Genomic DNA, 26,582 nt, shown 5'->3' with positions numbered 1-26,582 from the left:
AACCGCACCCGCGACATGTCGTTACCACCCGCGATCCGCAACGCCTCCAACACCCGCAACACCCCCATCCCCGTCGTCTCCCCCGTCAGCTCCGCCTGCTTCCACGACAGCCCGACGAACGAGATCGCCCCCAGGTTGTACACCTCGTCCGGCTGCGAGATCTCCACCNCACCGATCAACGACGGAAGATCCGTCAGATCACCCTCCAACAACACCACACCCGGCACCAACCGCTCCACCACCGCCACCTTCGGGTTGGACTGCCCCCGAANCAACCCGAACACCTCATAACCCTTCGCGGTCAACAACTCACCCAGATACAACCCGTCCTGACCGGTAATCCCGGTAATCAGCGCACGCGGCACGTCGATCCTCCTGTTGACCACCCGGTACTGGGCGGAAGGTTAGCGTCAGGTAAACCGGGCCGGTCAGCCGGGTCCCGCTCCCACGGTCTGCGGGGCCGCGGCGTCGGCCGCCGACCCCTGGGCGATCCGAAGAAGCTGAGGAATGATCGCGGCCCCGATCCGTCGGGCGCCGCCATTCGAGATGTGCACCCCGTCGTCGTCACGCAGCCGGACGCCGTCCAGCTCGTCGACGTACTTGTTGCCCGGCGTGAGAACGGAGGTAATGTCGATCACGCTCGTGCCGGGGTGGNGGGCCGCGGCCTCGCGCAGGAGCACGTTGAAGCGCTCGACCCGCGTGGCCTTCGTCTCCGGGTAGATGCTGCCGTCCGGGGCCTCGGTCGGCTTGAAGATCGGGGTGGTGAGGAGCGCCACTTTNGCGCCTTTGGCGCCGAGCGTGGTGATCGCGAGATCCAGCTCGCGGCCGAGGTAGGCGTCGAACGCCGGGTCGCCGATGTGCGTCCAACGGCCGTCGCGCAACTGGTCGGTGACCTCCCAGCGGCCGACGAGCAGCAGCGCCAGCGCCGGATCGACCTCGTCGACGCGCTGGGCGAAGCGCTGCGGCCACTGGTCGCAGCCGTCGGTGGTCGGTCCGGCCTCACCGAGGACGCGCCGCTCCATGCCGCGGGCGACCCCGCAGCCGAGCTTGGAGAAGTCGTGGATCTCGATGCCCTTGGCGGCGGCCATCGTGGAGAAGTCGCTGAAGCCCAGCGTGAGCGCCACCGAGTCGCCGCCGAGCAGCACCTTGATCGGTGCGCCGGTGCCGGGGCGCACGGTCACGGCCGGCTGCGGGGAGGCGGCCGCCCGCTTGGCCAGCGCCTCCAGCTGAGCGGGGGTGCGCACGGACGCCGACGTGCCCGCCGTGGCCACCAGGATGACCGCCAGGACCCCGCCGAAGGCGGCGGGCACGGTGAGCCGCGGGTTCGGCAGCCGGATCCGGCGGCGGCGGATCGGGTCCTCCACGAGGTGGAACGACGCGAGCGTGATCGCCAGCGTGACGCCGAGCCGCAGCAGCAGCAGGACCACGCCGTCGGTGCCGGTCCGGGTGGCCGTCAGGGTGAGGAACACCGGCCAGTGCCACAGGTACAGGCCGTAGGAGATCCGTCCGATGAACGTCAGCGGGGCCAGGGCGAGCACCTTCGACACCGGCCCCTCGGGCGCCTCGACGAGCGAGGCGACGAGCAGCATCACGACGACGGCGACCCCGAGGAACCCGCCGGCGTAGAGCGCGCGGTTCTCGCCGCTCACCGTGGTCCAGATGACGATCATCGCCACGCCCGCCAGGCAGCCGACGACCGACATGACCGACCGGGCCCGGGCCGAGATCGGTCGCGTCCGCTGCCCCCGCCACACCGCGAGCGCGGCGCCGACCAGCAGCGCCTGGGCACGGCTGTCGGTGCCATAGTAGATCCGGGACGGATCAGTGCCGAGCAGGAGCAGGGCGAGGCCGACCAGCGCCGACGCCTCCGCGCCGANCACGGCCACCGTCAGCGCGAGGGACTGGGCCTTCTGGCGCTGGCGGCGCCAGCGGTCCACCGTGCGGGCGCTGTGCCNCATGAGCAGGAACACGACCAGCGGCCACAGGACGTAGAACTGCTCCTCGACCGACAGCGACCAGGTGTGCAGCAGCGGCGACGGCGCCGAGAAGTGGTTGAAGTAGCTCTGGTCGGACAGGNCGAAGCGCCAGTTCGCCACGTACAGCAGCGTGGACAGGGCGTCCAGGCGCAGCGTGCCGACGTCGCCGGGGGAGGNGATCCACCGTGCGTACGCCGCCACCCCGATCAACAGGACCAGCAGCGCCGGCATCAGCCGGCGGGACCGGCGGACCCAGAAGCTGCGCAGGTCGATGCGCCGGGTGTTGCGGTACTCGGTGATGAGCAACCCGGTGATCAGAAAGCCCGAGAGCACGAAGAAGGTGTCCACCCCGAGCAGACCGCCGGGCATCCACGAGATGCCGGCGTGGTAGGCGATGACNGCCATGACCGCAAACGCGCGCAGCCCGTCGAGGGCCGGCAGGTGCCCCAGCGGGGCGAGCACCGGGCCGGTGGCGTCGAGGTCGTCCTCGGGCCGGGTCGGCGGCCGCACCGGGTCGCGACCGGCCGCCGGCCGCTGGGGCGTCGGAACGGGAACGCGGGCCTCATCCCGACGGACGCGGGCCTCGTCGCGGCGGACATGTGCCTCGTCGCGGCGGACACGGTGCTCGGCCCGCTGGGTCCGGGGCTCGGGGCGAGGGGCGGGCGGCTCGGGCCGGCGCTCGGTCGCGGTCCGCTCGTGGCGGCGGGGAGCCTGATCCCGCAGCCTGCGGTCGGCACCGCCCCGACCGTCACCAAAGTGCCCCTCACGCTCCGTTGTCGAGCGTCGGGGCTGTGGGCCCCCGGCCGGGCTACGCGGCCCGCCCAGACGGGTGCCGATCGGGGTCGTGTCGGCCTGCTGCTCGGCGGACGACCGCCGCTGTCGATCCCCGGACGCCAGCGGGACGGTGTCGGCGTCGTTGCTGGTCAGCCTGGTCCCTCCTCGTCGTCGCCGGGGCGCCATCGGGCCGTGGAACCGGGCGGCGGCTGCCGTGCGGACTCGGCCGGCTCCGCACCGGGTCCGCCACCGCGGCTCGCCGAACCCGATCGCATCAGGACGTCCGAGCGGCAAGGCTAATCGCAACTGCGTCACGCCGTGCACGCGCGGTATGTTTGCGGCCTTGATGCCGGACGCGTTGTCTGCCCCGAACCAGCAGGTTGGTACCTTCCGCGCGTGTCTGAGACCACGGCGGGGCAGCCACGGACGGTGGGGTCGGCGCCGGTGTCGCCGGGCGTCCCCGAACCGGCTCCCGCGCCCGGCGGGGCCCCCGCGTCCGCGGTGGAGGTCGGGCCCGCGGCGCAGGTCGTGTCGGCGGTGGCGGCTGAACCCGGCGAAGAACCGGTGCGTGCCCGGCTCGGGCGACCGCGACGCTGGTACCTCGGGCTGGCGGCGATCTGCCTGATCGGCCTCGGGATCCGGCTGTTCTACCTGTTTCACTGGCTGCATCCGGCGGCGGTCCAGGGTGATCCGTTCTACTACCACGAGGCGGCGAACCTCTTCGCCGACGGCCGCGGCTGGCCCGACCCGTACGAGCTGCGTCTGTCCGGGCGCTACGTCGCCGACGCCCAGCACCCCCCGCTGACCAGCCTCCTGCTGGCCGTCCCGTCGGTGCTGGGCTTCACCAGCTTCCTGTCCCACCAGCTCTTCTCCTGCCTGCTGGGGGTCGGCGCGATCGTGCTGGTCGCCCTCGCCGGGCGCCGGGTGGCCGGCCCCGCCACCGGCCTGGTGGCCGGCGGGATTGCGGCGGTCTACCCCGGCATGTGGCTCAACGACCCGCTGGTGATGTCCGAGACGACGGGCATTCTCACCTGCGCCTGGATCATCCTGGCCGCCTACCGCTTCGTCGACCGTCGAGGGTTCGCCGAGGCCGGCTGGCTCGGGCTGGCGCTGGCGGCGGTGATGCTAGCGCGGGCCGAACTGGCGCTGCTGGCCCTGGTGCTCGTCGTGCCGCTCGTCGCGACGGCCCCCGGCGTCGCCTGGCGTCGCCGCGCCGCACTGCTGGCCGTGGCGGCCGTGACGAGCGTCGCCGGCATCGCGCCCTGGGCCGCCTACAACCTGGCGCGGTTCCACGAGCCGGAGTACCTGTCCACCGGCCTCGGCTCCACCCTGGCCGTCACCCACTGCCCGGCGACGTACTCCGGGCGCGACCTGGGTTGGTGGTCGTTCGACTGCGTGCTGGCGCTCCCGCCACCGCCCGTGGAACGTTCCGAGCGCGACGCCTTCTACCGCCACGCCGCCTTCGACTACATCCGCGATCACTCCGACCGGCTGCCCACGGTGGCCGCCGCCCGCCTCGGCCGCACCTGGGGCGTCTACCACCCGTGGCAGCAGGTCCGCCTCGACACGATCGAGCTGCGGCCGCTGAGCCTGAGCCGGCTCGGGATGGTGACGCTGTGGGTGCTGGAGGTGGCCGCGGTCGGCGGGGTGGTCGTGCTGCGCCGCCGCCGAACCCCGCTGCTGCCCCTGCTCGCGGTGCCCGTGACGCTGAGCCTGGCGACGGTGGTGGTCTACGGCACCACCCGCTTCCGGGCCGCCGCGGAGCCCGCGGTGGTGCTGCTCGCGGCGGTCGCGATCACGGCCGCCGCCGGCCGGCTCGCCGGGCCGGCGCGTTCCCGGGTCAGGCGGATCGCGGGCGGGCGGCCGATGCGATCCGAAACCGACCAGGGTTACCCGACCTGACTACGCCAGCGGGTGGAAAAGGCCGATATGTTCGGGGTGTGCTAGCTCCATAATCCGCCGTGCTGGTACGTTTTCCAGCGTGCCGGACATTGCGTATCTCGTGGCAGACACGCGGTGACCGACCCCGTCCGCCCCCTTCCGGTCGTCGTCACCGTCGTGTCCGCCGCCGGTTCGGCCGGTTCGGCCGGTTCCGCCGGTTCGGCCGGTTCCGCCGGCTCGGCCGGTTCGGCCGGTTCGGCCGCCATCCCCGATCCGNGCCGTCCTCCCGGCACCCGCCCGCCCAAGGTCGTCTTTCCGGGTTTCGACGGTCTGCGCGCGATCGCCGCGCTGCTCGTCGTCGTGGTGCACACATCGTTCCCGGCGGGGTTCACCACCAGCAGCGGGCTCGGTCCCTACACCGCGCGTGGTGAGGCCGGGGTCGCGGTGTTCTTCCTGATCTCGGGATTCCTGCTCTACCGCCCGTTCGTCGCGGCCCGGCTCGCGGACGTTCCCGCCGCCACCGCGCCGGGTTACCTGGTGCGGCGGTTCCTGCGGATCGTCCCCCTCTACTGGGTGGCGCTCGCCGTCACCCTCAACGTCGTCAGCGACGACCGGGTGGGCGTGCACGGGCTCGCCGGGATCTTCCAGACCGCGTTCTTTCTGCAGGGCTACCAGGATCACTGGGCCATCCAGGGCCTCACCCAGGCCTGGACGCTCGATATCGAGGTCGCGTTCTACCTCGCCGTGCCCGTCTACGCCTGGCTNCTCGGCCGGCGTCGCCGCTCGCCCGCGGCCCAGGTCCGGGTGGAACTGACCGCGCTGGCGGTGACCTTCCTGGCCGCGAAGGTCGTCCATTTCCTCGTCATCCCGAGCACGGCGGCCTGGATGTCCGGCTGGAACGCCTGGCTGCCCGTCTGGTGGGACCTGTTCGCCATGGGGATGGCGCTCGCGGTGGTCTCCGCTCGGTACGCCCAGCTCGGCCGTCAGCCCCGCTGGGCGAGCCTGCCCGGCTCGGGAACGGCCTGCTGGGCCGTGGCGGCGGTGATCTACTGGGTGGCGAGCCGGCACGCCGGCCTGCCGCTGGTGCCGATCTTCGATCCGGACCGGGCGCAGGACCTGAACCGGCACCTGCTGTACGGGCTGTTCGGGTTCTTCCTGCTGCTGCCGGCCGTCTTCGGGCGCCAGGACCGCGGTGCGGTGCGGCCGTTGCTGGCCAGCCGNCCGCTGGCGTTCCTCGGGGCGATCTCGTACGGCATCTACCTGTGGCACTCCACCGTCATCGACCTCGTGCTGGAACACAGCGGCTGGCGACTGTGGAAGATTCCCTACGGGCCGTTCCTGGGGGTCGTCGTCGTGCTGACGGTGGCCGTCGCGACCGCGACGCACCACCTCGTCGAGCGGCCCTGCATCCGGCTGTCCCACGGCTGGGCCCGGCGCGCGGACGCCTGGGTGGCGCGCCGCCGCGGGCGGGTGGCTCCGGGCGTGGGCACCGCGCCCGGCGGCGTTGCGCACCCGCAGGGCCCGACCGGTGGGTTCCCGGCGGTGGTGCCGGGGGCCCGGACGGCGGTCGCGGTCGCCGGCGTGCCCGGGGATAGCCCGACAGTGCCACTGACGACCGGGTCGTCCGGCCGCCCTGGCGGGCGACAGCGGCCGGCGGGGGTGGGCGCGGCGGAGGCCGACGCGCGGGAGACCGCGGATGGCTGGGTGCCGCGGGCCTGGCGTGGACAGCCCGGCGTCGCGTCCCGTACGGACCGCCCGGCCCGGCCCGACCTGGCCCGGACCGACCCGGTCCGGTCCGGTCCCGACTCGCCGGCACGGCACGACCCGGACCGGCCGGTGCGGCCCGGTTCCGACCGGCTGGTGCGGCCCATCGCCGACCGGCCCGGGCGGCCCGGTGCCGACCAGACGGCACGGCCCGATCCCGACCGGCCGATCCACTCCGGCCCGGACGAGCCGGAGTGGATCGGCCCCGGCGGGCGCCCGGGGTCGGGCGGCGCCGAGCGCGGCCCGGCCGGCCGGGCCTGACCAGTCACCCGACCTCGCATCCGCCGTCCCGGCGCCCCGCGTCCGGGGAGGGCACCGCGAACTTTCCGCCTCCGCATGACCTCGTTGCCAGATCGCCCCATGTGCCGATTTTGCGATGATTTTTCCTTTGATCCTGCCGTGCTGTGTGCGCCCGTCCGGGGGAGTGGGTGCGGCGGAGATCGGCTCGCCGCGCGGACGGCGGACGGGCTGGCCGCGGCCGTCGTCCGCGAGCGTGGCGGGGCGGCAGCAGATAGCTACATATTGCCGGCTTGTGTCTGCGTAGCGTGACCGCAGTCCCGGCTCGGGAGCGTCCGTGCGCCGGCTCCCGTTGACCACTCCGGACACCCATCCCTAGACTTGGGTCTGTGCACGAGGGTCCNTGGGTCTCAGACCGAGCGGATCCACTCGAGCGTCGCTATCGGTTCTGACAGTTTCTTCGTTTTCTGGCNTTGTCTCTGTCCCTCGGTCCCGGCGGTTCGATCCGGNCCTCGCGCGGACGACCACCCCTAGTCGGAGCCGACCCCTTGACGAGCACCACCGACGTACGACCCGTGGAGACCGTGACCACCGCGCACAGCCCGACCACACCACAGGTAGCGGTCAACGACATCGGCTCGGCCGAAGACTTCCTTGCGGCAGTCGACAAGACGATCAAGTTCTTCAACGATGNGGACATCGTCGACGGCATCATCGTCAAGGTTGATCGCGACGAGGTCCTGCTCGACATCGGTTACAAGACCGAGGGCGTGATCCCGTCCCGAGAGCTGTCGATCAAGCACGATGTCGACCCACACGAGGTCGTGAGTGTCGGCGACCACGTCGAGGCCCTTGTCCTCCAGAAGGAGGACAAAGAAGGCCGCCTGATCCTGTCCAAGAAGCGCGCCCAGTACGAGCGCGCCTGGGGCACGATCGAGAAGCTGAAGGACGAGGACGGCGTCGTCACCGGCACCGTCATCGAGGTTGTCAAGGGTGGTCTCATCCTCGACATCGGCCTCCGTGGCTTCCTGCCGGCTTCCCTCGTGGAGATGCGCCGAGTCCGCGACCTGCAGCCCTACGTGGGGCGCGAGCTCGAAGCGAAGATCATCGAGCTCGACAAGAACCGTAACAACGTTGTGCTCTCGCGGCGGGCATGGCTGGAGCAGACCCAGAGTGAGGTCCGCTCCGAGTTCCTCGCCCAGCTGGCCAAGGGTCAGATCCGCAAGGGCGTCGTCAGCTCGATCGTCAACTTCGGTGCCTTCGTGGACCTGGGTGGCGTCGACGGGCTGGTGCACGTCTCGGAGCTGTCCTGGAAGCACATCGATCACCCGTCCGAGGTGGTCGAGGTCGGCCAGGAGGTCACCGTCGAGGTTCTCGACGTCGACCTGGACCGCGAGCGGGTCTCGCTGTCGCTGAAGGCGACGCAGGAAGACCCGTGGCGTCAGTTCGCCCGTACGCACGCGATCGGCCAGGTCGTGCCCGGCCGGGTCACGAAGCTGGTGCCGTTCGGTGCGTTCGTCCGCGTGGACGAGGGCATTGAGGGTCTGGTCCACATCTCCGAGCTCGCCGAGCGGCACGTGGAGATTCCGGAGCAGGTCGTCAACGTCGGTGACGAGATCCTCGTCAAGGTGATCGACATCGACCTCGACCGGCGCCGGATCAGCCTGTCGCTCAAGCAGGCGAACGAGGCGTCGGGGCTGGCCGTCGACGGCGAGGCGTTCGACCCGAGCCAGTACGGCATGGAAGCCAAGTACGACGAGCAGGGCAACTACGTCTACCCCGAGGGCTTCGACCCGGAGACCGGGGAGTGGCTGGAAGGCTACGAGGAGCAGCAGGCGGAGTGGGAGCGGCAGTACGCCGAGGCCCAGGCCCGCTTCGAGGCGCACCAGGTCCAGATCCGGGCCGCGCAGGAGGCGGACGCTGCGGCGGCCGCACCCTCCTCCTACACCTCCTCCCAGTCCGACCAGCCCGCGTCGGCTATCGACGAGGAAGCGCTGCGTCGCCTGCGGGAGCAGTTCGGCCGGGAGTAGACGACCCAGCCGCGTACGTGACAGCGGGGCCCGAGGGAATCTTCCTCGGGCCCCGCTGTCGTGTTCTGTCCGCAGGAGAAGGGGCGGTCAGCGCTGGGCGCGGGCCACCGCGGGGTCGACGTGGTCCGGCCGCAGCAGGATCGGGACCTCGTCGCGGATCTCGTACCGGTGGCCGAGCCGCGGGTTGACCAGCCAGCCGTCGACCAGCTCCAGCGGCCCCTTGTCGACCGGGCAGGCAAGGATCTTCAGCAGGTCGGGTTCGATGCTCATGTGGGGCGTTCCTGTTCGTTCGTGGCCGTCGGTCGCTGCCGTCGGTCGCTGCCGTCGGACCCCCTGAGCATCCCAGACGGCCGCTCCCGCCGAAACGGCGCACGATTATGCACCCGGCATGGTGACATAATGCCATCGGGCGGAGTAGCGTCAGGATTGTTCAGCGGCCGAACCATCGGCCGTGAGGATCGCCGATCACCCGTCACGAGAGTCAGGTTCACCATGACTGTCCACGATTTCACCGTCGACACCCCCGACGGCAGCAGCCGCTCGCTGGGCGACTACGCCGGCCAGACGCTTCTGATCGTCAATGTTGCCAGCAAGTGCGGCCTGACGCCGCAGTACGAGGGGCTCGAGTCGATCTACCAGGAGCTGCACGGCCGCGGCCTGGAGATCCTCGGCTTCCCGTGCAACCAGTTCGGTGGCCAGGAGCCGGGCACCGACGAGGAGATCCAGAACTTCTGCTCGACCAACTACAACGTCACCTTCCCGGTGCTGAGCAAGGTCGAGGTGAACGGCGACGGCGNCGCGCCGCTGTTCAAGTACCTGCGCGCCGAGGCGCCCGGGGACTTCGGGCCCGAGTCCGGCTTCCTCTACGAGCACGTCTCGAAGACCCGGCCCGAGGCGATCGGCACCGACGAGGTCAAGTGGAACTTCACCAAGTTCCTCGTCGACGGCGAGGGTAACGTCGTGCGCCGCTACGAGCCGACGGTCACCCCCGAGGAGATCCGCAAGGACCTCGACGCCGTGCTGGCGTAGCGTCTCGGGGGCCCCGCTCACCGGCGTGTCCGGCCGGTGAGCGGTCGTCCGGGGCGCCTCTGCGCGTGCCACGCTTTCGCCCGGGGAGGCCCGGCGGGCCGGTGCCGGTCAGGTGCGATCGAGCTGGGCCGCGAGGTACACGATGTCCTCGGTGTTGCCGCTGGCGAGGATCGCGTGCACCTCGCGGTAGGCCGCGCGGAACTCGGCGAGGACCGCGCTGACGCCCGCCGCGTCGACCGGTTCGCCGATCTCGACGGCGGCGTTGGCCAGCCGGCGGATGCCCCGGCTGGCCCGCTGCGCGGTGAGCAGGTGGAATGCGATCTCGTCCAGGCGGGCGGGGTCGGTGTCACTCATGGCGGCCTTCCATTCCTTCGAGTTCGTGCGCAGGTCGGGCCGCGGGGATCAGGCGAGGACGGCCTCGGCCCGGTGGTCGTCGGCCGGCAGGAGTCCGGTCACCGTGGCGGTGACCTCGACCGACAGCAGAGTGGCGATGCCGCCCAGGACCGCGGCGAACGCGGTGTCGGCGGCGTCCCGGCCGGTGGCGATCCNAACCAGGCCGTCGCGCGGAACCCGCCGGGTCGGGTCGTGGACGTGCCAGGCGCCGTCGGTCCAGGCCTCGAAGACGGCGTGAAAGTCCATCGGGGTCAGCCCGGGCGCGTAGACCGCGGTGAACCTGGCCGGTATCCCCAGCGCCCGGCACAGGGTGACGCCCAGGTGCGCGAAGTCGCGGCACACCCCCTGCCCGGTCAGCAGGGTGTCCTCGGCGGTGTCGTGGACCGTGCTGGCGCCGGCGACATAGCCGATCCGGTGGTGGATCCAGTCCACGACGGCGTCGACCCGGCGCCGGCCCTGGGGCAGGGCGGCGAACTCGGNCACGGNGAGTCCGACGACATGGTCCGACGGGCAGTAGCGGCTCGGGCGCAGGTAGGTCAGCCGTTGCAGGTCGAGCGGTTCCTCGCCCGTTGCCGTTGCCGTTGCCGTTGCCGTAGCCGTAGCCGTTCCCGGGCGCGGGGCGAGGTGTGGGCGGTCGAGGTGCGCCCGATAGGACGCGGTGAACAGGCCGGGGGCTGCCCGCAGGAGGTGAATCCGCCCGCCGTGGGGCGCGGCCAGCTCGACCTGCGGGGCGAGGGGGGCGCCGTCGACCGCCAGGTCCAGGCGTTCCTCGTGCATGCGGCCGCCGCGCGCGGCGGGGGCGATCTGCAACGCGATGTCGGCGGGCTCCTGGACGTCGAAGGCCAGGTCACAGGTCACCACCCGGCCCGTGCCGGTGAGCCGGCCCGGATCGTCAGCGCCGGCCGGCCAGGATGTCTCCCGGCCGCTCGACGCGGTGGTGTCGCCCGCCATGCGCGTGGTCAGGGCGACGCCACGAGCGCCACGGCCGACGACTCCGGCGCCGCGACACCGGTCGGTGCGTCGCGGGTCGGTGCGTCGTCGGTCGGTGCGTCCTCGTCCGCCTGAGCCTCGGCGTGGGTCGGTCCGTCGTTCTTCGCCGGCGCCTCGGCGCCGGCCTGCCGCAGGATCTCGCCGGGCGAGCCGGTCAACGCGCCGGCAGCGGCCGCCCGCAGCAGCACCCGGGCCGGCCCGGCCGCAGCCTCGGGCGGGATCACCAGCAGGCGCAGCCTGGGCAGGCCACCGTCGCTGCCTGCGGTGACCACCCGCCGATCGAGGGTTCGGAACCAGTCCACCCGGGCCCGGGGCAGCCCCGACCCTCCGGCCAGGCTCGGAATCGCCGTCCAGGCGTCGCCGTTCACGCAGACCCGGCGGACGCTTTCGTCGGCGCCCGCCAGCGCGGTGAGAAGGCCGGGCAGCTCGTCGGTGAGGCGCATCGTCCGCGGCCACCAGCCGCCGTCGAAGGAGCCCTCGCCGCGGTCCGGGGACAACGTCAGGCGGGGCGCGGCCCCGGCCACCCCACCCCCGGCGTCCGCGCCGCCCGGCTCGGCGGGCGATGCGGTGGCCGGAGGTGCCGCGGGACGCGGGACCGAGGACTGGGACGGAGCGCCACCGTCGTCATCGAACCGGGCGATGTCGACGCGGTCGGCGGGAGGGATGTGCTGGCTCGTCGTCATGACGGCCGCCTTACTCCGATGACGATGACCATCGGATGGCTGCGACCGGTGGCTGGGTCGGCCTGCTGGTCGACGCTCGCGATAGACCCGGTCAACAGCCATTCTACGCCCGGCGACCACACCGGCCCGGCACAACCGAGGTCATCGAGCCGTCTGCTCCTCGCCGCGGACGCCGGCCCGACCGCTGTCAGGGCCGGCTCCGGCGGTCTCGGCCAGCGCGACGTCGAGGCGGCCCGGGGACAGCGCGAACGTCTTCTCGGTGCTGGTCGAGTCCAGTACGCAGGGCCGCTCGTACAGGTAGAGCATCTCCACCACCTCGGCGGTCACCGGGTCGGCGGCGCCGGCCGCGGCGAGTTCCGCCGCGGTCAGCCGGACCAGCTCCGGCTCCAGAGCCTGGGCGGCGCCGGGGGCGCCGGCGGCGCCGGGGGAGGCGGCGGTGTCGGGGAACCTGGCGGCCACGAGCCGCCGGGACAGCTCACGCACCGACAGCGGCACGCTCGGCGCGTGCCAGGTCCGTCCCCAGGCGCGGTCATCCTGGCTGATCGCGACGAGGGCGCGGGCGACGTCGCCGACGTAGGCCCAGCTGTGGGCGGCGTCGAGGTCCCCGGGGAAGGCGGCGGGCGCACCGGCGAGGATCTTCGGGGTGACCAGCTGGTTGTAGAGCGAGTAGGCGCCGGCGCCGAGGAAGTCCGCCGCGCGCACCTCGCTCGCCCGGATCCGGCCGGCGCGGTGGGCGGCCAGGGCGTCGTGCCACATCGCGGCCCGCACCCGCCCCTTGACCGTGATCGGTGCCAGTGGCTGGTCCTCGGTGATCGGCCCGTCGACCGGGCCGTAGCCGTAGGTGTTGCCGAGCATGACGTAGGCGGCGCCGGTGCGCTCGGCGGCCGCCAGCAGCGCGGCGGCCAGCGGCGGGAACAGCGCCGGCCACCGGTCGTAGGCGGGCGCGGCGCAGCCGAACAGGGTTCGTGCGCCGGTGGTCAGCTCGGTCAGCCGGTCGGCGTCGGTGGCGTCGGCCGCCACCAGGTCGATCCCCGGACGGTGGGGGCCGCGGCCCCCACGGCTCACCAGCCTGACCTGATCCCCCGCGTCGGCGAGCAGGTGGGCGGTGGCGACGCCGGTCGCGCCGGCCCCGACGATCACGTGCAGGGTCATCGCTGGCTCCTCGTGGTTGGGCGCCCGGTGTGGACCGGGCTCGTCGGGATCACCCTCGTCGGGCCCGCGCCTGCGCGGCAGCCCTTCGGGCGCCAGATGTCCGGAGGTTCCCGCCATGATCGGATCGGGCCGCGCTGCCGCAGCGATGATGGGAGGCATGCCCGCGGCGATCACCACCCCCGGCACCCCCGGCCCGCCTGGCCCGTCCGGCCCGTCCGGCCCGTCCGGCTCGCCGCACCGGGTCGCGGTGATCGCCGTGCCGCCGGTGACGATGTTCGACCTGTCCATCCCCCAGCTCGTCCTCGGCGCCACGTTCGTCGAGGACCGGCCCGGCTACGAGGTGGCCGTCTGCGCGGCCGACCCCGGGCCGGTCGCCGTCGAGGGGGACGGCGGGGGGATGGGCCTCACCGTCAGCCGGGGGCTCGACGCCGTCGCCTGCGCGGACACCGTCATCGTCACCGGCACGGGTGCCCGGGTCGACGCCGATCCGCGGGTGCTGGTGGCGCTGCGGGCGGCGGCGGCCGCCGGCCGCCGGATCGCCTCGATCTGCACCGGCGCGTTCGTCCTGGCCCAGGCCGGCCTGCTCGACGGCCGGCAGGCGACCACGTACTGGGTGCAGGCCGGGGCGTTGAGCAGCCGCTTCCCCGCCGTCGACGTCCGCGCGGACGTGCTGTTCGTCGAGGACGGCCAGATCGTGACCTCGGCCGGGCTCGCCGCGGGCATCGACCTGTGCCTGCACCTGGTGCGCAGCGACTACGGCAGCGCGGTCGCGAACGCGGCGGCCCGCCTCGCGGTGGCGGCCCCCGCGCGCGCCGGCGACCAGAACCAACTCATCCCGACCCCGCTGCCCGGCCTGGACGGGACCGGCCTGGCCCGCACCCGGGACTGGGCGCTGGCGCGCCTCGACGAGCCGCTCACCCTCGCCGACCTCGCCGCGCACGCGCACGTCAGCGAGCGGACGCTCGGGCGGCGCTTCCGCGCCCAGACGGGCCTCAGCCCGCTGCAGTGGCTGCTGCACAAGCGCATCGAGCGGGCCCGCGAGCTGCTGGAGACCACCGACCTGCCGATGGACCACGTCGCCCGGCGAAGCGGGCTGGGCTCGGCGGACTCGTTGCGCCAGCNCCTGCTGCGCCGCACCGGACTCACCCCGACCGCCTACCGGGCGGCCTTCGCCCGTCCCCGCGACGGCGTTGCCTGACGGTCCCGCTCCGCCTCACCTCGCCGCTCACCTCGCCGCTCACCTCGCCGCTCACCTCGCGGTTCACCGTTCACTTCGCCGCACACCTGGTCGCTCACCTGGTCGGCACCGGGAGCATCGCGGCCGCGCGGTCGCCGACGCGCACCGCGGCGACGAGGACGACCGCGCCGGCGACCGAGAGCAGCGTCCGGACGTGGTTCCAGGCCGTCCAGTCGCCCGCGTAGCGCAGCCAGGACCCGTCGGCGCCGGCGGCGGTCGGGTCCACCCGGGCGAGGGCGTCGTTGTGGGGCACGTGGTAGGCGATCGTGAGCAGCACCCCGAACAGGTAGAGCGCAGCCCCGGCCAGGCGGTACCAGGCCCCCGGCTCGTCCGGATCACGCACCGACGCGACGCCGAGCACGACGCACGCGGCGGCCGTGCCGAACATGACCAGCATGAGGGCGGCGNTCGGGGCCTGCCGGTTGACGCTCTGCATCGCGGCGAGGCCCTGGTCGGGCGGCAGCTGGCGCAGTGCGGTCATCACGAAGGNGGAGAAGGCGAAGAACACCCCGCCGACGACCGCCGCCCCGACGGCGGTGATCAACGTGAGCGTGGGCAGAACCCTGGAGGTCATGTGCGCCGTCCTGTCTGGCCGGGCCGGAAGCTGTCGTGATCCAGTGAAACGCGCGTGATCGGGACGAGCCATGGCCCGGACGCTCGGCTGCATACGCGAGCGTCCATCGATCCGGTGCGGTGCGGGCCGGACCGCCGTTACGATCTCCCGCATGGACGCGATCGCCGGGTTGCTCGACGGCCCCCGGGCGCGCGGCGCCTTCCTGCTGCGCCTGACCATGAGCCCGCCCTGGTCGATGCGCATCCAGGACGAGGCGCCGCTGGCCATCGTCGCGATCGTGCGCGGGCATGCCTGGGTGGTCCCCGACGACCGGCCCGCGGTGCGCCTGGGCGCCGGGGACGTCATCGTCATCCGCGGGCCCGAGCCGTACCGGGTGGCCGACGACCCGGCGACCCCGACCCAGATCGTCATTCATCCCGGCCAGGTCTGCACCACCCCGTCGGGGGAGCGCCTGGACCTGGCCATGAAGCTCGGGTCACGCGCCTGGGGTAACAGCCCCGACGGCGCGGCCGAGCTGGTGACCGGCGTCTACCAGTTGCGCACCGAGGTCAGNCGCCGGCTGCTCACCGCGCTGCCGGCGCTCGCCGTGGTCCGGGCCGGCGACTGGGACTCCCCGCTCGTGGACCTGCTCGCCCNCGAGATCGGCCGGGACGATCCCGGCCAGGAGATCGTGCTGGACCGGTTGCTCGACCTGCTCGTCGTCGCGGTCGTGCGCACCTGGTTCGCCCGGGCCGAGGGGGCCGCCCCGGCGTGGTGGCGGGCGAACGACGACCCGGTCGTGGGCCCGGCGCTGCGCCTGGTGCACCACACGCCCCAGCACCCGTGGACGGTCGCGGAGCTGGCCGCCGCCTGCGGGGCCTCCCGGGCCGCCTTCGCCCGCCGGTTCACCGACCTCGTCGGCGAGCCCCCGATCGCCTACCTGACCGGCTGGCGCCTGGCGCTGGCCGCCGACCTGCTGCGCGAACCGGACGCCTCCGTCGGATCGGTGGCCCGCCGGGTCGGCTACGGCAGCCCCTTCGCGCTGAGCACCGCCTTCCGCCGCCACTTCGGCGTCAGCCCCCGCGAGCACCGCGCACGGTGAGCAGGCCGCCGGGGCGGGGGCTCGGTGCGAGACCGTTAGGGTTGCTGTCAAGGGTTCGACATCGGGATGTGGTGGGACTGTGGTTGATCGCCGGGACTGGATGACCAGGGCCGCGGACGAAGCGATCGAGCGGGCGCAGCAGCGCCCCGGGGGCGCAAAGGTCGTCTGCGCGTCGGGGATCAGCCCGTCGGGGCCCATTCACCTCGGCAACCTGCGAGAGATCCTCGTCCCGCATCTCGTCGCCGAGGAGATCCGCTCGCGCGGAGTGCCCTGTGAGCACATCCTGTCCTGGGACGACTACGACCGGCTGCGCAANGTGCCCGCCGGGGTGCCCGCGGACTTCGCCGAGCACGTCGGCCGGCCGCTGACGGCCGTTCCCGATCCGTGGGGCGAGTTCCCGAGCTGGGCGGAGCGGTTCAAGGCTCCGTTCCGCGACGCGTTGCGTCGCCTCGGCATCGAGGTGCGCGAGATCAGCCAGACCGAGATGTACCGCTCGGGCGCCTACGCCGACGGCATCGCCCGGGCGATCGCCGCCGCCCCCACCATCGACGGCATCCTCGGCCGTTACCGCACGCTGCAGCCGTCGCCTACCGCGGCACCCGCCGGCTCCGGCCCGGATGGTTCTGGGCTGGATGGCTCGGGGCCGAGGGCCTCCGGCGCCGGTGGTTCCGGTCCCGGCGGCCGGGCCGGGCGCGGCGGGCGGCGGGCAGGCGCGGCGCCGGGTGGGGCCGACGACGTTCCCCCGGCGGACGTCGACGTCGCCGCCGACGAGGGGGCCGCCGACGACGAGGGTTCGGCGTCGGCGTCGGCCTACTTCCCGTTCCGGCCCTACTGCGAGGTCTGCGGCCGTGACACGACGGTGGTGGCGTCCTTCGACCCGGCGGCCGGCCAGGGCGACTACTCCTGCTCCGCGTGCGGCAACCACGGCCGGTTCGACGTGCGGGGGCCGGCGAACGGCAAGCTGGTGTGGAAGGTCGACTGGCCGATGCGCTGGGCCTTCGAGAACGTCGCCTTCGAGGCCGGCGGGGTCGACCACTCCTCGCCCGGGTCGAGCTTCACCGTCGGGGGCAGCATCGTCCGCGAGGTGTTCGGCGGCGAGCCGCCGGTGTACCTGCCGTACTCCTTCGTCGGGGTCCGCGGGCGGGCCAAGCTCTCCGGTTCGGCGGGCGGCGCCCCCACCCCGGCGGACGCGCTGCACATCCTGGAGCCGGCGATCGTGCGCTGGATCTACGCCCGGCGCCGGCCGAACCAGGCCATCACCGTCGACTTCGGGGCGGAGGTGCTGCGCGTCTACGACGAGTGGGACGCGCTGAACCGGCGGGTCGGCGACGGCGCGGCCGAGCCCGCGGAGAACACCGTGGTGGCGCGCTCGCGGGGAACCGTCGAGGGCGGCCCGGTCGACGCGCCGCGCACGGTGTTCCCGTTCCGCCTGCTGTCGTCGATCTGCGACATCACCGCCGACGACCCGACCCAGATCCTGCGGATCCTGCGTCAGGCTCGCGGCAGCGACGCGGCCGGCGGGAGCGGCGCCGACGCCGCCGGGCAGGCGCCGTTCTCGCTCGACGACCTCCAGCCACGGCTGGACGCCGCCCGCGCCTGGACCCGCGAGCACGTGCCCGCGGAGCAGCGCACCATCGTGCGGACCGAGCCGGACCGGGCGGCGCTGGCCGGGCTGAGCGCCGACGAGACCAAGGCCCTCGCCATCCTCGTCGACGGCCTCGAGGAGGACTGGTCGCTGGACGGGCTCACCACGCTGACCTACGCCGTGCCCAAGCTGCTGCGCGGGCTGCCCGCCGACGCACCCGCCACCACCGAGCTCAAGCAGGCCCAGCGTGCGTTCTTCGTCCTGATCTACCGCCTGTTGGTCGGCCGCGACACCGGCCCGCGCCTGCCCACCCTGCTGCTGGCGGTCGGCCCCGAGCGCATCCGAACCCTGCTCGCCGCCACCGCCGAGTAGCGCGCCTGCTGGACATCGCGCAGATCGAGGATGTCCTCCGCCACCGGTTCCGAGCGCGGGGCGCGCACGGGGACGCGTCCTCGCCGTGGGGCGGAGGGTCGCCGTGGGGCGGAGGGTCGCCGCGAGAGTAGCCGAGGTATCAACCGGGGGCCTGGCGCCGGGGACTGCGTGGTTCAGCCGGCGCCGGGCGAGGCGGGGCCGAACAACCGCAGGTAACGCTTCGACGACTTGGGATTCAGATCCGGCTTGTACAGCGAGGAGCGGACGTTCTTCGCCTCGGAGTTGTTGTAGTACGCCTCGTATGCGAGGTGTTCGGCATTGGCGGCGAACGTCTCGTACATCTNCTGGACGTAGAAGGGGTTGTCGCCGCCGCCGCCCTCCGACCGGACCACCCCCCACTCCGGGACGGCGAACTTCTTACCGTGATCACGGGCGAACTGGATCACCGTGCACAGTCCGGACCGCTGGTGACACTGCCGGTCCCAGCTCTTCTCGCTGACCGACGTGGGGAAGAAGTCGTAGGAGTCGATGCTGACGACGTCGACGTACTGGTCACCGGGATAGGCGTCCCACACGTCCCGCCCGCTGCCGGGCAGCTTGTCGGTGTGGGCGTTCATGTTCCAGTCGATCTGCACGGCCGGCGCGGTCGAGCGCAGCGCGGTCACGGTCCGGCGAAAGCACGCCTTCCAGGTCTCGACATTGCGCACGTGCCAGTACATGTAATCGCCGTTGAACTCCCAGCCGAGCCGGATGTAGGCGTCCGCGCGGCCGAACTTCGTCAGCGTCGCGCCGAACGTCCGCCAGTAGTTGTCGTAGGCACCGCTCGCGCAGGCCGCCTCGTTGCCGTCGCGGGGGAACGGCGGCTGCGCGATCGACAGCTCACCCGGGAACTTGTCCCGGGTGAAGNCCGCCGTCGGNCAGTCCGCCGAAACCATGTTGTACCAGTCCTTGCGTTCGGTGAAGACGATCGCGAGGCCGACCTTGCGGCCGGTGAACGCACCCCAGGCGTTGACGTCGGCGGGATAGTTGCCGTTGGCGCCGGACACCCAGTGCACCCCGACGGGGCCGGGAGTGGGTTTCGACGAACCGGAGCACGCCGCGAGCCCGGCGGTCAGCAGCACTGTGACCAGCAGCAGCGACAGCGCGACCAGCCGCGAGCGGCGTCCCGCCCTCACGCTACGGAGGGCCTGCGGAGAACCGGCGCCGCGGTGGGCGAGGCCTCGCCGGCACCCGGTGCCGGCAACTGATCGGCCGCCGCCAGCGGCGACAGCCCGGCGGCCGGCGACGCGGAGGTGGCCGCTGCGCCCGTGGGAACGGCCCGCGAGGTGATGCCGGACACCAGAACGCCCGGCACGGTCGTGCCCGCGGCCGTCCCGCCCGTCGCGGCAGCCGGCGTCGGCCCTCCCGCGGTGGTCGGCTTTCCGTTCGCCCCGGCGGTGTTCGGCCGCGCGCCCGCCGAGGAGGTCGCCCGCGCCTGGGCCGTCTGTGCCTGGTGCAGTTGAGCTGGCTGTGCCTGCGCCGGCTGTGCCTGGGCCGGCTGTGCCTGGGCCGGCTGTGCCGGGCTCGGTTGCGTCGGGTCAGCGCTGCGGGACTGCAGCCAGGCCAGGACGCCGTCGGCCTCCGCCGGCCAGTCGTGGCCGGGGACGAGTGCGGCGCCCAGCTCCATGTGCGTGGCCAGGGAGGGCGCGGGGACGAGCAGGGTTCGCCGCCGTCGTTCGGGTCGGGCCAGCGCCACCGCGTTCAGGGTGGCCCGCAGCCCGGTCAGCGCCGCCCGGCGGGCGATCCGCGCGGCGACCGTCGAGGGCGCCACCAGCGGTGGCTCACCGCCCAGTTCCGGCAGCCGGAAGGGCTGGAAACCCTGCAGTGTCAGGCACGTCGCGCGGTCGAAGGCGCCACCGACGAAGGGGATCGAGCGCAGCAGCAGCTCGTCCTCGACGAGGGTGCCGACGCGCAGGCCGAAGGTGCTGGTGGTGGTCGCGGTGCGAGCCCAGGTCACCCCCCCGATCACCGGGGCGTGCTCGTGGATGCCGCCGTCGTCGGTGACCTGCGGGCGTCGCCGGGTGGAGGTGGCGGACAGCCGCGAGGTGCCGTACAGCGTGAAGTATTCGACGTCCGGACGGGCGGCGGCGGCGGTGACCAGGGCGGAGAGCGAGTTCTCCGTGTACAGATAGTCGTCTTCCGCGAGCCAGACGAGATCGTCGGCTGNCCAGCGGCGAAGCCTGGGCATGCGAAGGACGTGGCGATACGACGCGCGATTACTGCCGCACGTGACCGGGACGATCTCGCCGGCCTCTTCCATCATCGAAAGGCGATCCGCCGGCATCGGACCGTCGTTGACGAAGACGATCCTCGTCGGGATCTCGACTTTCTCGACGGCGCGCAGGAGGGACGCGAGCGCCAGCCGCTTGCTGTAGAAGGCCGGTCGGTTCTTCGCGTTCTCCGAACCAACGGATCGATACAGGATGCGCAGAATCATCTCAACCCCCCCGCCTGGCCCGGGTCCAGGCGGCATTCACCGGAACGGTCTCGACGCCGGTCGAGATCCTACCTATATGGTCGCCGCCCCCCGACGGGCCGGCCGTGATCGGAGAACTTTCCTGACCCTGGTCGGCGGGGCCGGACACGATGCGGCTCATCCAGGCTCGATCGATCCGGCCGGCCCCGATCCGGCCGACTCCGATCCCGCCGGCCCCGATCCGGCCGACTCCGATGCGGCCCGAGCCGCACCGGTCGGCTCCGTTCCGGTCGGCTCCGTTCCGGTTGACTCCGCTCCGACTGACCCCGCTCCGACTGACCCCGCCGCCGCGATGCTCGTGGTGCCGNCCTGTTCCATGTCGCGGGCGACCCGGCGGACCAGCAGGAACCAGAACGGCACCGTGATCCAGAACGCCGCGATGTAGCCGACGACCGCCCCGGACGCCCCGCNGAGCTCCAGCCCGATGATCGGGTAGAGCAGCAGCTGTGGGGCCAGGATCGCGTTGGCGCGGAAGGTGAGTTTGGCCTGCCCCATCGCGTAGAGCATGCAGGCCGGTCCCACCGTCGCCGCCGGCCCCGTCTGCTGGATGATCGACAGCGCCAGCAGATGGTGGGTCTGCCCCCAGGTGTCGCCGAGCAGGGAGTGACCGATGCTCGTCGGCAGGAACAGGAAGATCGTTCCCCAGATCACGCCGACGGCGACGATCACTCCCGACAGAGCGTAGGCGGCCCGCAGCCGCTCCCCTGCCGACATGTCCTTGCGGCGAGAGAATTCCGGGACGGCCCAGCTCACGATCCCTACGGCGAGGATCGTCGTCGGTCCGAGCAGGGTCTGCACCCCGCGCAGCGCGCCGACGAGGTCGATCGCTCCCAGGGTGCCGAGCAGCAGCGTCGACGCCTGNTGAGCGCCCTGGACGGTGAGGTACTCCGCACTCATGTAGCCGTTGATGTCACGATGCTCGGCGATCCAGGACCGGACCTGGTTCGTCGCGGGCCGGAAGCCGGCCTGGTAGATCCCGATGACGGCCGCGACGGCCGCCGCCCCGCCCCAGGCCAGCAGCATCNCCCACGAGGTCGACACATCGCGGACGATCAGCAGGAAGATGGCTGCGAACTGGACGATCGCCCAGACTCCGTCGTTGGCCGCGGCGGCCGCCGGTCGACCCTCGGCGAAGAACACCTGCCGCCAGGCATCCTGGAGCAGCAGGGCCGGGAACACCAGGCCCATCGCGATCAGAGAGTTGCCGACGCCGCCGCNGAGCGCGAGGCCGACGACCAGCGTCACCGCCCCGGAGAGCAGTCCGATGACGAAGGCCGTGCCGGTGCCCGCGGCACCCGCCGCCCGGAACACCCGGGGCGACACGTCCGCGAACTTGATGCCCAGGGGCGCGGTGCCTGCGGCCTTCGAGAAGCCGATCATGAGGGAGAAGATCGCGAACGCCACGCCGAACGCGCCGAACTCCGACGAGCTCACGCTGCGGGCGATGATGAACGACATCACGGCGTTCGTGCCGCTGGAGAGCACCTGGTCGACGAGGGTCCAGATCGCCCGGGACCGGCTCGATCCGCGGGTCGTCCGTTCGACCCGGTGCCGCCCGCCCACGCCGACGTCCTCGCTGAGGTCCGCGAGGCCGTAGTCGACCGGTTCGGGACGGTGGTCCGCGTCGGCCGTCCCGGCGGGCGCGTACACCGTCCCGCCGACCGCTCCGCCCGCGCCGGCACCGCCGCGGCCGTCGATCGCCGGATCCAGCCGGTTGAGGCCGCCGAGGAAGAACTCACCGGTCATCGTGCCGGACATCGGGATCAGGCCCTCGGCCGTGGGCGCGTGGGTGGGACGGAAGGTGTCCGCCCCGGGCACCCGACGCACGCGCAGCCCACGGATGATCTGTGTCCGCTCGTGGTCGAACGGTTCGACCCGACGCGCCGGGTCCGGCGCGGCCCCGCCGCGCTCACGTGCACCGCGCTCGCCCCCGCCGCGCTCGCCCCGTCCGAAGCCGTTGCCGTAGCCGAACTCGCGGCCGTGGCCGTATCCGTGCCCTTGGCGGTGGCCGGTGGCGNCCTCCGACTCCTCGAGGCGCCCGCGCCGCGGCCCGCTCTCGGTGACCCGACCGCGATCGGCGCTCTGGCTGTGGTCGTTGTGCTGGCGATGGTCCCCGGTCCGCTGGGTCCGGCCGATGGGATACAGGGCCGGATCCCGGTCACGTTCGCGGCCACGGTGGCGTTCTCGACCGGGGCCGGGGCCCTCGGCGGGACCGCCATCGTGCCGGGCCGAGCCGTCGTCATGCCGGGCCGCAGCCGCGCCGCGCCGGACCGGACCGTCGCCGCGCCGAGCCGGACCGTCGCCGCGCCCGGCGACGCCGTCGCCGCGCCGGGCCGGGCCGTCGTGCTGCCGGGCGGAGCCGTCGTCCCGAGCGGCCCGGCGTTCGCGTTCGGCCCGGCGGGCCTCGGCCACCTCGGGCATGCCGAGACGGCGGCGCAACGCGGCCAGCTCGGTCGTCGACGTGAACTCCGCCGGGCCCGCCGGACCCGCTGAACTGGACGGGAGCGGCGGGGCGGAGGGCTGCTGCTCTGTTCTCCGATGTTGCTCTGTCCGCCGGTGCTGGTCTGCGGCCCGTTCCCCGTCTGCCGGCTGCGTCTGGCCGGCGGACGGGTCCTGACCAGCGGGCAGATCCTGCTGGGTGAGCCGGTCCTGGTCGCGGGGCGCGGTGCTCGGGTCCGAAGGGGGCGCGTCCGAGCGGCGCGGGCGCGGCGCGGTGAGGTGCTGGGTCGCCTGCGTGGTCGCGGGACCCGGCTCGACGCGGGTCACCGGGGGTCGCCCGCCCGGCCGCCCCGGCAGGCGGGTGGCCGGCGGGCCACCCTGATCGTCGTCGGATGGGAATCCGTGGCCGGACTCATCCATCCACCGCCGACCGTCCTCTCATGCCGCATCAGCCCGACCTTGACCGGCGCATCTCGCCGGGGGCCACCGGAGCTCGTGCCCGGCGAGCCCCGCAGGGGCCCGCCGCGGCGCCGCACGCCCGGCAGCCAGCAGGTCGATGGTAGCCCGATATGGGTGGCTCGCCCGGGCCGGGCGGGCTGGATGTGCCTTACCCGACCGCTGCCACGTCCGACCGATACGGCCTACCACACCGGGGTTGCGGCAAGTGGAGGCGGTCTCGCCGCCCGGTGCCTGCCTGGCCGGCGACCGGCGAGCTCCGCCCGCATCCCTCCGCATCGACGACGGCGCCGCACCTCGCGGACGACGGTGACGATCGTAACAACCAGGGATGGGACGGCAGGGTGTGGACGGCGTCGTCCCGCTGTCCGCCCTGGATCTACGGGTGCCGGCGGCGCAGGGTCACCGCGGCGAGGCCGAGGGTGGCCAGCGTGCAGCCGGTGACGATCAGGATGTCGCGGGACAGCCATCGGTCGACGTGCCGCGAGGTCGACAGCCGGGCCATGGCGTCGACGACGTACGTCATCGGCATGACGGTGCTGATCGCGTCGAGCGCCGGCAGCATGCCGTGCCGCGGCACGAGGATGCCGCACAGCATGAACTGCGGGATCAGCGCGGCCGGGATGAGCTGCACGGCTTCGAACTCGGTGCGGGCGAACACGCTCATCCAGAGGCCGAGCGCGGTGCCGAGGAAGGAGCTGAGGATGGCCGCCACGAAAAGNATGGGGGCCGATCCCCGCACGGTCAGGCCGAGCGCGCCGACGGTCAGCGCGGTGGCGAACGCGGCCTGGGCCGCGGCGAGCACGGCGAACGCCAACCCGTAGCCGACNAGCAGGTCCCCGCGGCCGACCGGGCTGGTCAGCAGCCGCTCCAGGGTGCCGGACGTGCGCTCGCGCAGCATCGCGACGGAGGTGACGAAGAACATCGTCATGAGTGGGAAGATCCCGAGTAGCGCGGGGCCCACTCGGTTGAAGGTGTCGGGGGACCGGTGGAACAGCAGGCGCAACGTCAACAGCAGCACCGGCGGCAGCAACAGGACCAGGGCGAGGGTGCGGTGGTCGCGGCCGAGCTGGCGCAGCACCCGCGCGGCCGTGGCCCCGGTACGCAGCCCGTCGATGGCCCTGCGGCGCGGGCAGGGCGCGACGCCGGGGGGATGATCCGCCGCGCGGGGCGCGGCGCGGGTCGGCGGCGCGGTCGCGGCGCTCGGCGCCTCGGCGGCGCTCCCGGTGGGGATGGCCGGCGCTGGTCGGGCCCGCGGACCGGTCCGGTCGCCGCCCTCGACCGGCCGGTTCGGCGCCTCGACGAGGCGCAGGAAGCCCTCCTCCAGATCGCCGCAGTCGGTGGCGGCGAGCAGGTCCGCCGGGGTGCCNTGCGCCAGCAGCCTGCCCTGGTAGAGCAGCAGCAGGCGGTCACAGCGGATCGCCTCGTCCATCACGTGCGAGCTGACCAGGATCGTCGTGCCGCGCTCGGCGAGCTGGCGGAAGTCGGCCCACAGCCGCCGGCGCAGCAGGGGGTCGGCCCCGACGGTGGGTTCGTCGAGGACGAGCAGGTCGGTGCCGCCGATCATCGCGACGGCCAGCGACACCCGCGAGCGCTGGCCGCCCGAGAGGTGGTCGACCAGCCGGGGCNCCTGCTCGGTGAGGCCGACGTGGGCCAGCAGCGCGTCGAGATAGCCGGGCGCGCGGGTCGGGTCGTCGGGGTCGTCGGCCTGGGCGAGCGCGGCGAAGTAGCGCAGGTTCTCCCGCACGGTCAGGTCGCCGTACACCGACGCGGCCTGGGTGGCGTAGCCGACCCGCCGGCGTAGGCAGGCGTCGCCGGCAGCGTGGCCGAGAACGCGCAGGTCCCCGTCGACGCTGCTCTGCACCCCGACGATCGCCCGCATCAGCGTGGTCTTGCCGCCGCCGCTCGGCCCGATCACCCCGGTCACGCTGCCGCGGGGCACGGTGAACGTGACGCCGTGGATGACTACATGACCTCCGCGTCCGCGCCGGTGGGCCCCGCGCCGGATCCGCACGTCGGTCGCGGCGACCGCCGCCACGTCCACATGCGCGCCGGGCGGGGCGCGCCGAGCGGCGGCGCCGGCCGCGTTGGTCACGCTCGGTGTCGTTTCCGGTCCTGGGGGCACCCACCGCATCCTGCCAAGCCCGTGCCCCGATCCGGGCGACCGTGCGTCCGGGCGAGTTCCGCGGCGTCCCCACGCGCCCGCGTCGCGTCCGGCCGTCGGATGTTTGGCGGCGTGCGGTGGCGGCACCCCCAGGGGCGGACGGGTCGAGCTGTCGACAAGCAGAAGCCGAGGTGAGAATGATGTCGTTCGTCGGGTACGCGCTGTCCTGCGAGGAGCACGGCGCCCGGGCGTTGGTCGAGCAGGCCCAGGNGGCCGAACAGGCCGGCTTCGACGGTCTGTGGATCTCCGACCACTTCCACCCCTGGAACGACGCGCAGGGGCAGGCACCGTTCGTCTGGTCGGTCATCGGCGCCATCGCGCAGGTCACCGAGCATGTTCCGCTGACCACCGCGGTGACCTGCCCGACCGTGCGGATCCATCCGGCGATCATCGCCCAGGCCGCGGCGACCTCCGCCACGATGCTGCCCGGCCGCTTCCAGCTCGGCGTGGGTTCCGGGGAGGCGCTCAACGAGCACGTGCTCGGCGACGGCTGGCCGGCCACCGAGGTCCGCCTGGAGATGCTGGAGGAGGCCGTCGCCGTCATCCGCGAGCTGTGGCGCGGCGGTACGGTCAACCACCGCGGCCGGCACTACACCGTCGACCGGGCGCGGCTGTACTCGCTGCCGGCCGAGCCGCCGCCGGTGTACGTCTCCGGGTTCGGCCCGGCCGCGGTCCGCCTGGCGGCGCGCATCGGCGACGGCTACTGCGGGGTCGCTCCGGACGCCGACCTGCTGCACCTGTTCGACGGGGCGGGCGGCGCCGGCCGGCCCAAGCAGGGCTCGCTGAAGGTCTGCTGGGCCGAGGACGAGGCCGACGCCCGCAAGACCGTCCACGCGCTGTGGCCGAACAGCGCGCTGCCGGGCGAACTGTCCCAGGAGCTTCCCACGCCGACGCACTTCGAGCAGGCCAGCGCGCTCGTCACGGAGGAGATGGCCGCGGCGTCGGCGGTCTGCGGGCCGGACGTCGAGCGGCACGTCCGCGCGATCCAGGAGTACTTCGACGCCGGCTACACCGAGGTCTTCGTGACCCAGATCGGCTCCGACCAGTCCGGCTTCTTCGACTTCTACCGCCGCGAGATCCTCCCCCGCTTCCGCTGACGCGCCCCCAACCTGCGACGCGCCCGCAACCCGCTGACCGCGCGTCCGCGGTTGAAGCACCGCGCAGGCGGGCGGCTGGATCATTGATCGGTATTTCGTGGCTGGTGGGAGGGCCGTGCGGCCACACGCCGTAGGAGTGCGTGACCTGCCGCT

At 73.2% G+C, this 26,582-nt stretch carries 17 protein-coding genes and 24 pseudogenes; 17 read left to right on the top strand and 24 right to left on the bottom strand.

What is annotated here, in order from left to right:
* The 10 genes and pseudogenes from UK94_RS58805 to UK94_RS58760 all read right to left on the bottom strand — a co-directional run.
* A pseudogene (locus tag UK94_RS58805) lies at nucleotides 1-168 on the bottom strand (GDP-mannose 4,6-dehydratase); the annotation flags it as partial.
* A gap of 1 nt (nucleotide 169) precedes the next feature.
* Nucleotides 170-271 (bottom strand): annotated as a pseudogene (locus tag UK94_RS58800) (GDP-mannose 4,6-dehydratase); the annotation flags it as partial.
* Nucleotide 272: 1 nt separating this feature from the next.
* On the bottom strand, nucleotides 273-365 hold a 93-nt coding region (locus tag UK94_RS58795), incomplete at its 3' end, for a GDP-mannose 4,6-dehydratase (protein WP_235488584.1).
* Between the two features lie 63 nt (nucleotides 366-428).
* A pseudogene (locus UK94_RS58790) lies at nucleotides 429-654 on the bottom strand (acyltransferase); the annotation flags it as partial.
* 1 nt (nucleotide 655) lies between these two features.
* A pseudogene (locus UK94_RS58785) lies at nucleotides 656-779 on the bottom strand (hypothetical protein); the annotation flags it as partial.
* 1 nt (nucleotide 780) lies between these two features.
* Nucleotides 781-1,876, bottom strand: a pseudogene (locus tag UK94_RS58780) (acyltransferase); the annotation flags it as partial.
* A gap of 1 nt (nucleotide 1,877) precedes the next feature.
* A pseudogene (locus tag UK94_RS58775) lies at nucleotides 1,878-1,954 on the bottom strand (hypothetical protein); the annotation flags it as partial.
* A 1-nt stretch (nucleotide 1,955) separates the two neighbouring features.
* Nucleotides 1,956-2,076 (bottom strand): annotated as a pseudogene (locus tag UK94_RS58770) (hypothetical protein); the annotation flags it as partial.
* Between the two features lies 1 nt (nucleotide 2,077).
* Nucleotides 2,078-2,152 (bottom strand): annotated as a pseudogene (locus tag UK94_RS58765) (hypothetical protein); the annotation flags it as partial.
* Nucleotide 2,153: 1 nt separating this feature from the next.
* Nucleotides 2,154-2,354, bottom strand: a 201-nt coding sequence (locus UK94_RS58760; RefSeq protein WP_268761520.1) for an acyltransferase family protein, incomplete at its 3' end; no start/stop codon positions are given.
* Nucleotides 2,355-3,146: 792 nt separating this feature from the next.
* Between UK94_RS58760 and UK94_RS19735 the strand changes: the two genes are divergently transcribed.
* The 6 genes and pseudogenes from UK94_RS19735 to rpsA all read left to right on the top strand — a co-directional run.
* Nucleotides 3,147-4,652 carry a glycosyltransferase family 39 protein gene (locus UK94_RS19735; RefSeq protein ID WP_231861562.1) on the top strand — a complete coding sequence of 502 codons (1,506 nt, stop codon included), beginning with the start codon at nucleotides 3,147-3,149 and terminating at the stop codon, nucleotides 4,650-4,652.
* A 256-nt stretch (nucleotides 4,653-4,908) separates the two neighbouring features.
* Nucleotides 4,909-5,395: pseudogene (locus UK94_RS58750) on the top strand (acyltransferase); the annotation flags it as partial.
* Nucleotide 5,396: 1 nt separating this feature from the next.
* A pseudogene (locus tag UK94_RS58745) lies at nucleotides 5,397-5,851 on the top strand (acyltransferase); the annotation flags it as partial.
* A gap of 1 nt (nucleotide 5,852) precedes the next feature.
* A pseudogene (locus UK94_RS58740) lies at nucleotides 5,853-6,656 on the top strand (acyltransferase); the annotation flags it as partial.
* A 524-nt stretch (nucleotides 6,657-7,180) separates the two neighbouring features.
* A pseudogene (locus UK94_RS58735) lies at nucleotides 7,181-7,325 on the top strand (hypothetical protein); the annotation flags it as partial.
* A gap of 1 nt (nucleotide 7,326) precedes the next feature.
* On the top strand, nucleotides 7,327-8,662 hold a 1,336-nt coding region (gene rpsA, locus UK94_RS19725; RefSeq protein ID WP_235488773.1), incomplete at its 5' end, for a 30S ribosomal protein S1.
* A gap of 87 nt (nucleotides 8,663-8,749) precedes the next feature.
* Here rpsA and UK94_RS19720 read toward each other — a convergent pair.
* Nucleotides 8,750-8,932, bottom strand: a complete 183-nt coding sequence (locus UK94_RS19720) for a Trm112 family protein (protein ID WP_009739962.1) — start codon at nucleotides 8,930-8,932, stop codon at nucleotides 8,750-8,752.
* Between the two features lie 222 nt (nucleotides 8,933-9,154).
* On the opposite strand from UK94_RS19720, the pseudogene UK94_RS58730 reads away from it, so the two are divergent.
* Together UK94_RS58730 and UK94_RS58725 are read left to right on the top strand one after the other, a co-directional pair.
* Nucleotides 9,155-9,458, top strand: a pseudogene (locus tag UK94_RS58730) (glutathione peroxidase); the annotation flags it as partial.
* Between the two features lies 1 nt (nucleotide 9,459).
* Nucleotides 9,460-9,691: pseudogene (locus UK94_RS58725) on the top strand (glutathione peroxidase); the annotation flags it as partial.
* Between the two features lie 108 nt (nucleotides 9,692-9,799).
* Here UK94_RS58725 and UK94_RS19710 read toward each other — a convergent pair.
* From UK94_RS19710 to UK94_RS19695, 5 genes and pseudogenes are all read right to left on the bottom strand, one after another.
* Nucleotides 9,800-10,045, bottom strand: coding sequence for a hypothetical protein (locus UK94_RS19710; RefSeq protein ID WP_011602966.1), 246 nt, complete (start codon nucleotides 10,043-10,045; stop codon nucleotides 9,800-9,802).
* A 195-nt stretch (nucleotides 10,046-10,240) separates the two neighbouring features.
* Nucleotides 10,241-10,549 (bottom strand): transglutaminase family protein (locus tag UK94_RS58720; RefSeq protein WP_268761519.1); only part of this gene is annotated, 309 nt, incomplete at its 3' end.
* 21 nt (nucleotides 10,550-10,570) lie between these two features.
* A pseudogene (locus UK94_RS58715) lies at nucleotides 10,571-11,035 on the bottom strand (transglutaminase family protein); the annotation flags it as partial.
* A gap of 8 nt (nucleotides 11,036-11,043) precedes the next feature.
* On the bottom strand, nucleotides 11,044-11,757 hold the full coding sequence (locus UK94_RS19700) for a DUF5994 family protein (protein WP_050997042.1): 714 nt from the start codon (nucleotides 11,755-11,757) through the stop codon (nucleotides 11,044-11,046).
* A 141-nt stretch (nucleotides 11,758-11,898) separates the two neighbouring features.
* The gene (locus UK94_RS19695) at nucleotides 11,899-12,909 is read right to left on the bottom strand and encodes an NAD-dependent epimerase/dehydratase family protein (RefSeq protein ID WP_050997334.1); all 1,011 of its coding nucleotides are present in this window, start codon (nucleotides 12,907-12,909) and stop codon (nucleotides 11,899-11,901) included.
* A gap of 115 nt (nucleotides 12,910-13,024) precedes the next feature.
* Here UK94_RS19695 and UK94_RS19690 point away from each other — a divergent pair.
* Together UK94_RS19690 and UK94_RS74415 are read left to right on the top strand one after the other, a co-directional pair.
* Nucleotides 13,025-14,030: pseudogene (locus UK94_RS19690) on the top strand (DJ-1/PfpI family protein); the annotation flags it as partial.
* Nucleotide 14,031: 1 nt separating this feature from the next.
* The coding region (locus tag UK94_RS74415) for a hypothetical protein (RefSeq protein ID WP_268761518.1) at nucleotides 14,032-14,107 on the top strand (76 nt) is incomplete at its 5' end.
* Between the two features lie 94 nt (nucleotides 14,108-14,201).
* Here UK94_RS74415 and UK94_RS19685 read toward each other — a convergent pair.
* Nucleotides 14,202-14,534 (bottom strand): anthrone oxygenase family protein, encoded by a 333-nt coding sequence (locus UK94_RS19685; RefSeq protein WP_313949553.1) that lies wholly within the window; start codon nucleotides 14,532-14,534, stop codon nucleotides 14,202-14,204.
* Nucleotides 14,535-14,871: 337 nt separating this feature from the next.
* On the opposite strand from UK94_RS19685, the pseudogene UK94_RS58705 reads away from it, so the two are divergent.
* The 5 genes and pseudogenes from UK94_RS58705 to lysS form a co-directional block, all read left to right on the top strand.
* Nucleotides 14,872-15,272: pseudogene (locus tag UK94_RS58705) on the top strand (cupin domain-containing protein); the annotation flags it as partial.
* 1 nt (nucleotide 15,273) lies between these two features.
* Nucleotides 15,274-15,355 (top strand): annotated as a pseudogene (locus UK94_RS58700) (hypothetical protein); the annotation flags it as partial.
* Nucleotide 15,356: 1 nt separating this feature from the next.
* The coding region (locus UK94_RS58695; protein ID WP_235488771.1) for a helix-turn-helix transcriptional regulator at nucleotides 15,357-15,801 on the top strand (445 nt) is incomplete at its 5' end.
* Nucleotides 15,802-15,901: 100 nt separating this feature from the next.
* Nucleotides 15,902-16,116 (top strand): annotated as a pseudogene (locus tag UK94_RS58690) (lysine--tRNA ligase); the annotation flags it as partial.
* A gap of 1 nt (nucleotide 16,117) precedes the next feature.
* A partial coding sequence (gene lysS / locus UK94_RS19675) for a lysine--tRNA ligase (RefSeq protein ID WP_235488769.1) occupies nucleotides 16,118-17,758 on the top strand: 1,641 nt, incomplete at its 5' end.
* Between the two features lie 344 nt (nucleotides 17,759-18,102).
* Here lysS and UK94_RS58685 read toward each other — a convergent pair.
* The 7 genes and pseudogenes from UK94_RS58685 to UK94_RS58655 form a co-directional block, all read right to left on the bottom strand.
* Nucleotides 18,103-18,510 (bottom strand): glycosyl hydrolase (locus UK94_RS58685; RefSeq protein ID WP_268761517.1); only part of this gene is annotated, 408 nt, incomplete at its 3' end.
* Nucleotides 18,511-19,964: 1,454 nt separating this feature from the next.
* Nucleotides 19,965-20,234, bottom strand: a pseudogene (locus UK94_RS58680) (hypothetical protein); the annotation flags it as partial.
* 3,313 nt (nucleotides 20,235-23,547) lie between these two features.
* Nucleotides 23,548-23,889: pseudogene (locus UK94_RS58675) on the bottom strand (ABC transporter permease); the annotation flags it as partial.
* 1 nt (nucleotide 23,890) lies between these two features.
* Nucleotides 23,891-23,997: pseudogene (locus UK94_RS58670) on the bottom strand (ABC transporter permease); the annotation flags it as partial.
* A 1-nt stretch (nucleotide 23,998) separates the two neighbouring features.
* Nucleotides 23,999-24,249 (bottom strand): ABC transporter permease (locus UK94_RS58665; RefSeq protein WP_235488804.1); only part of this gene is annotated, 251 nt, incomplete at its 3' end.
* A gap of 289 nt (nucleotides 24,250-24,538) precedes the next feature.
* Nucleotides 24,539-24,796: pseudogene (locus UK94_RS58660) on the bottom strand (ATP-binding cassette domain-containing protein); the annotation flags it as partial.
* A gap of 1 nt (nucleotide 24,797) precedes the next feature.
* Nucleotides 24,798-25,302: ATP-binding cassette domain-containing protein (locus UK94_RS58655; RefSeq protein ID WP_235488766.1), on the bottom strand; the 505-nt coding region annotated here is incomplete at its 3' end.
* Nucleotides 25,303-25,469: 167 nt separating this feature from the next.
* Between UK94_RS58655 and UK94_RS74410 the strand changes: the two are divergent.
* Nucleotides 25,470-25,542: pseudogene (locus UK94_RS74410) on the top strand (hypothetical protein); the annotation flags it as partial.
* Nucleotide 25,543: 1 nt separating this feature from the next.
* On the top strand, nucleotides 25,544-26,429 hold an 886-nt coding region (locus UK94_RS19650; protein ID WP_235488764.1), incomplete at its 5' end, for an LLM class F420-dependent oxidoreductase.
* Nucleotides 26,430-26,582 lie beyond the last annotated feature (153 nt).

Origin of the sequence: Frankia sp. AvcI1 (assembly GCF_001420875.1) — a bacterium.
Classification (GTDB): domain Bacteria; phylum Actinomycetota; class Actinomycetes; order Frankiales; family Frankiaceae; genus Frankia; species Frankia alni.
Note: the sequence above shows the minus strand (reverse complement) of the source record. Positions and strands in the feature narration are given on the sequence as shown.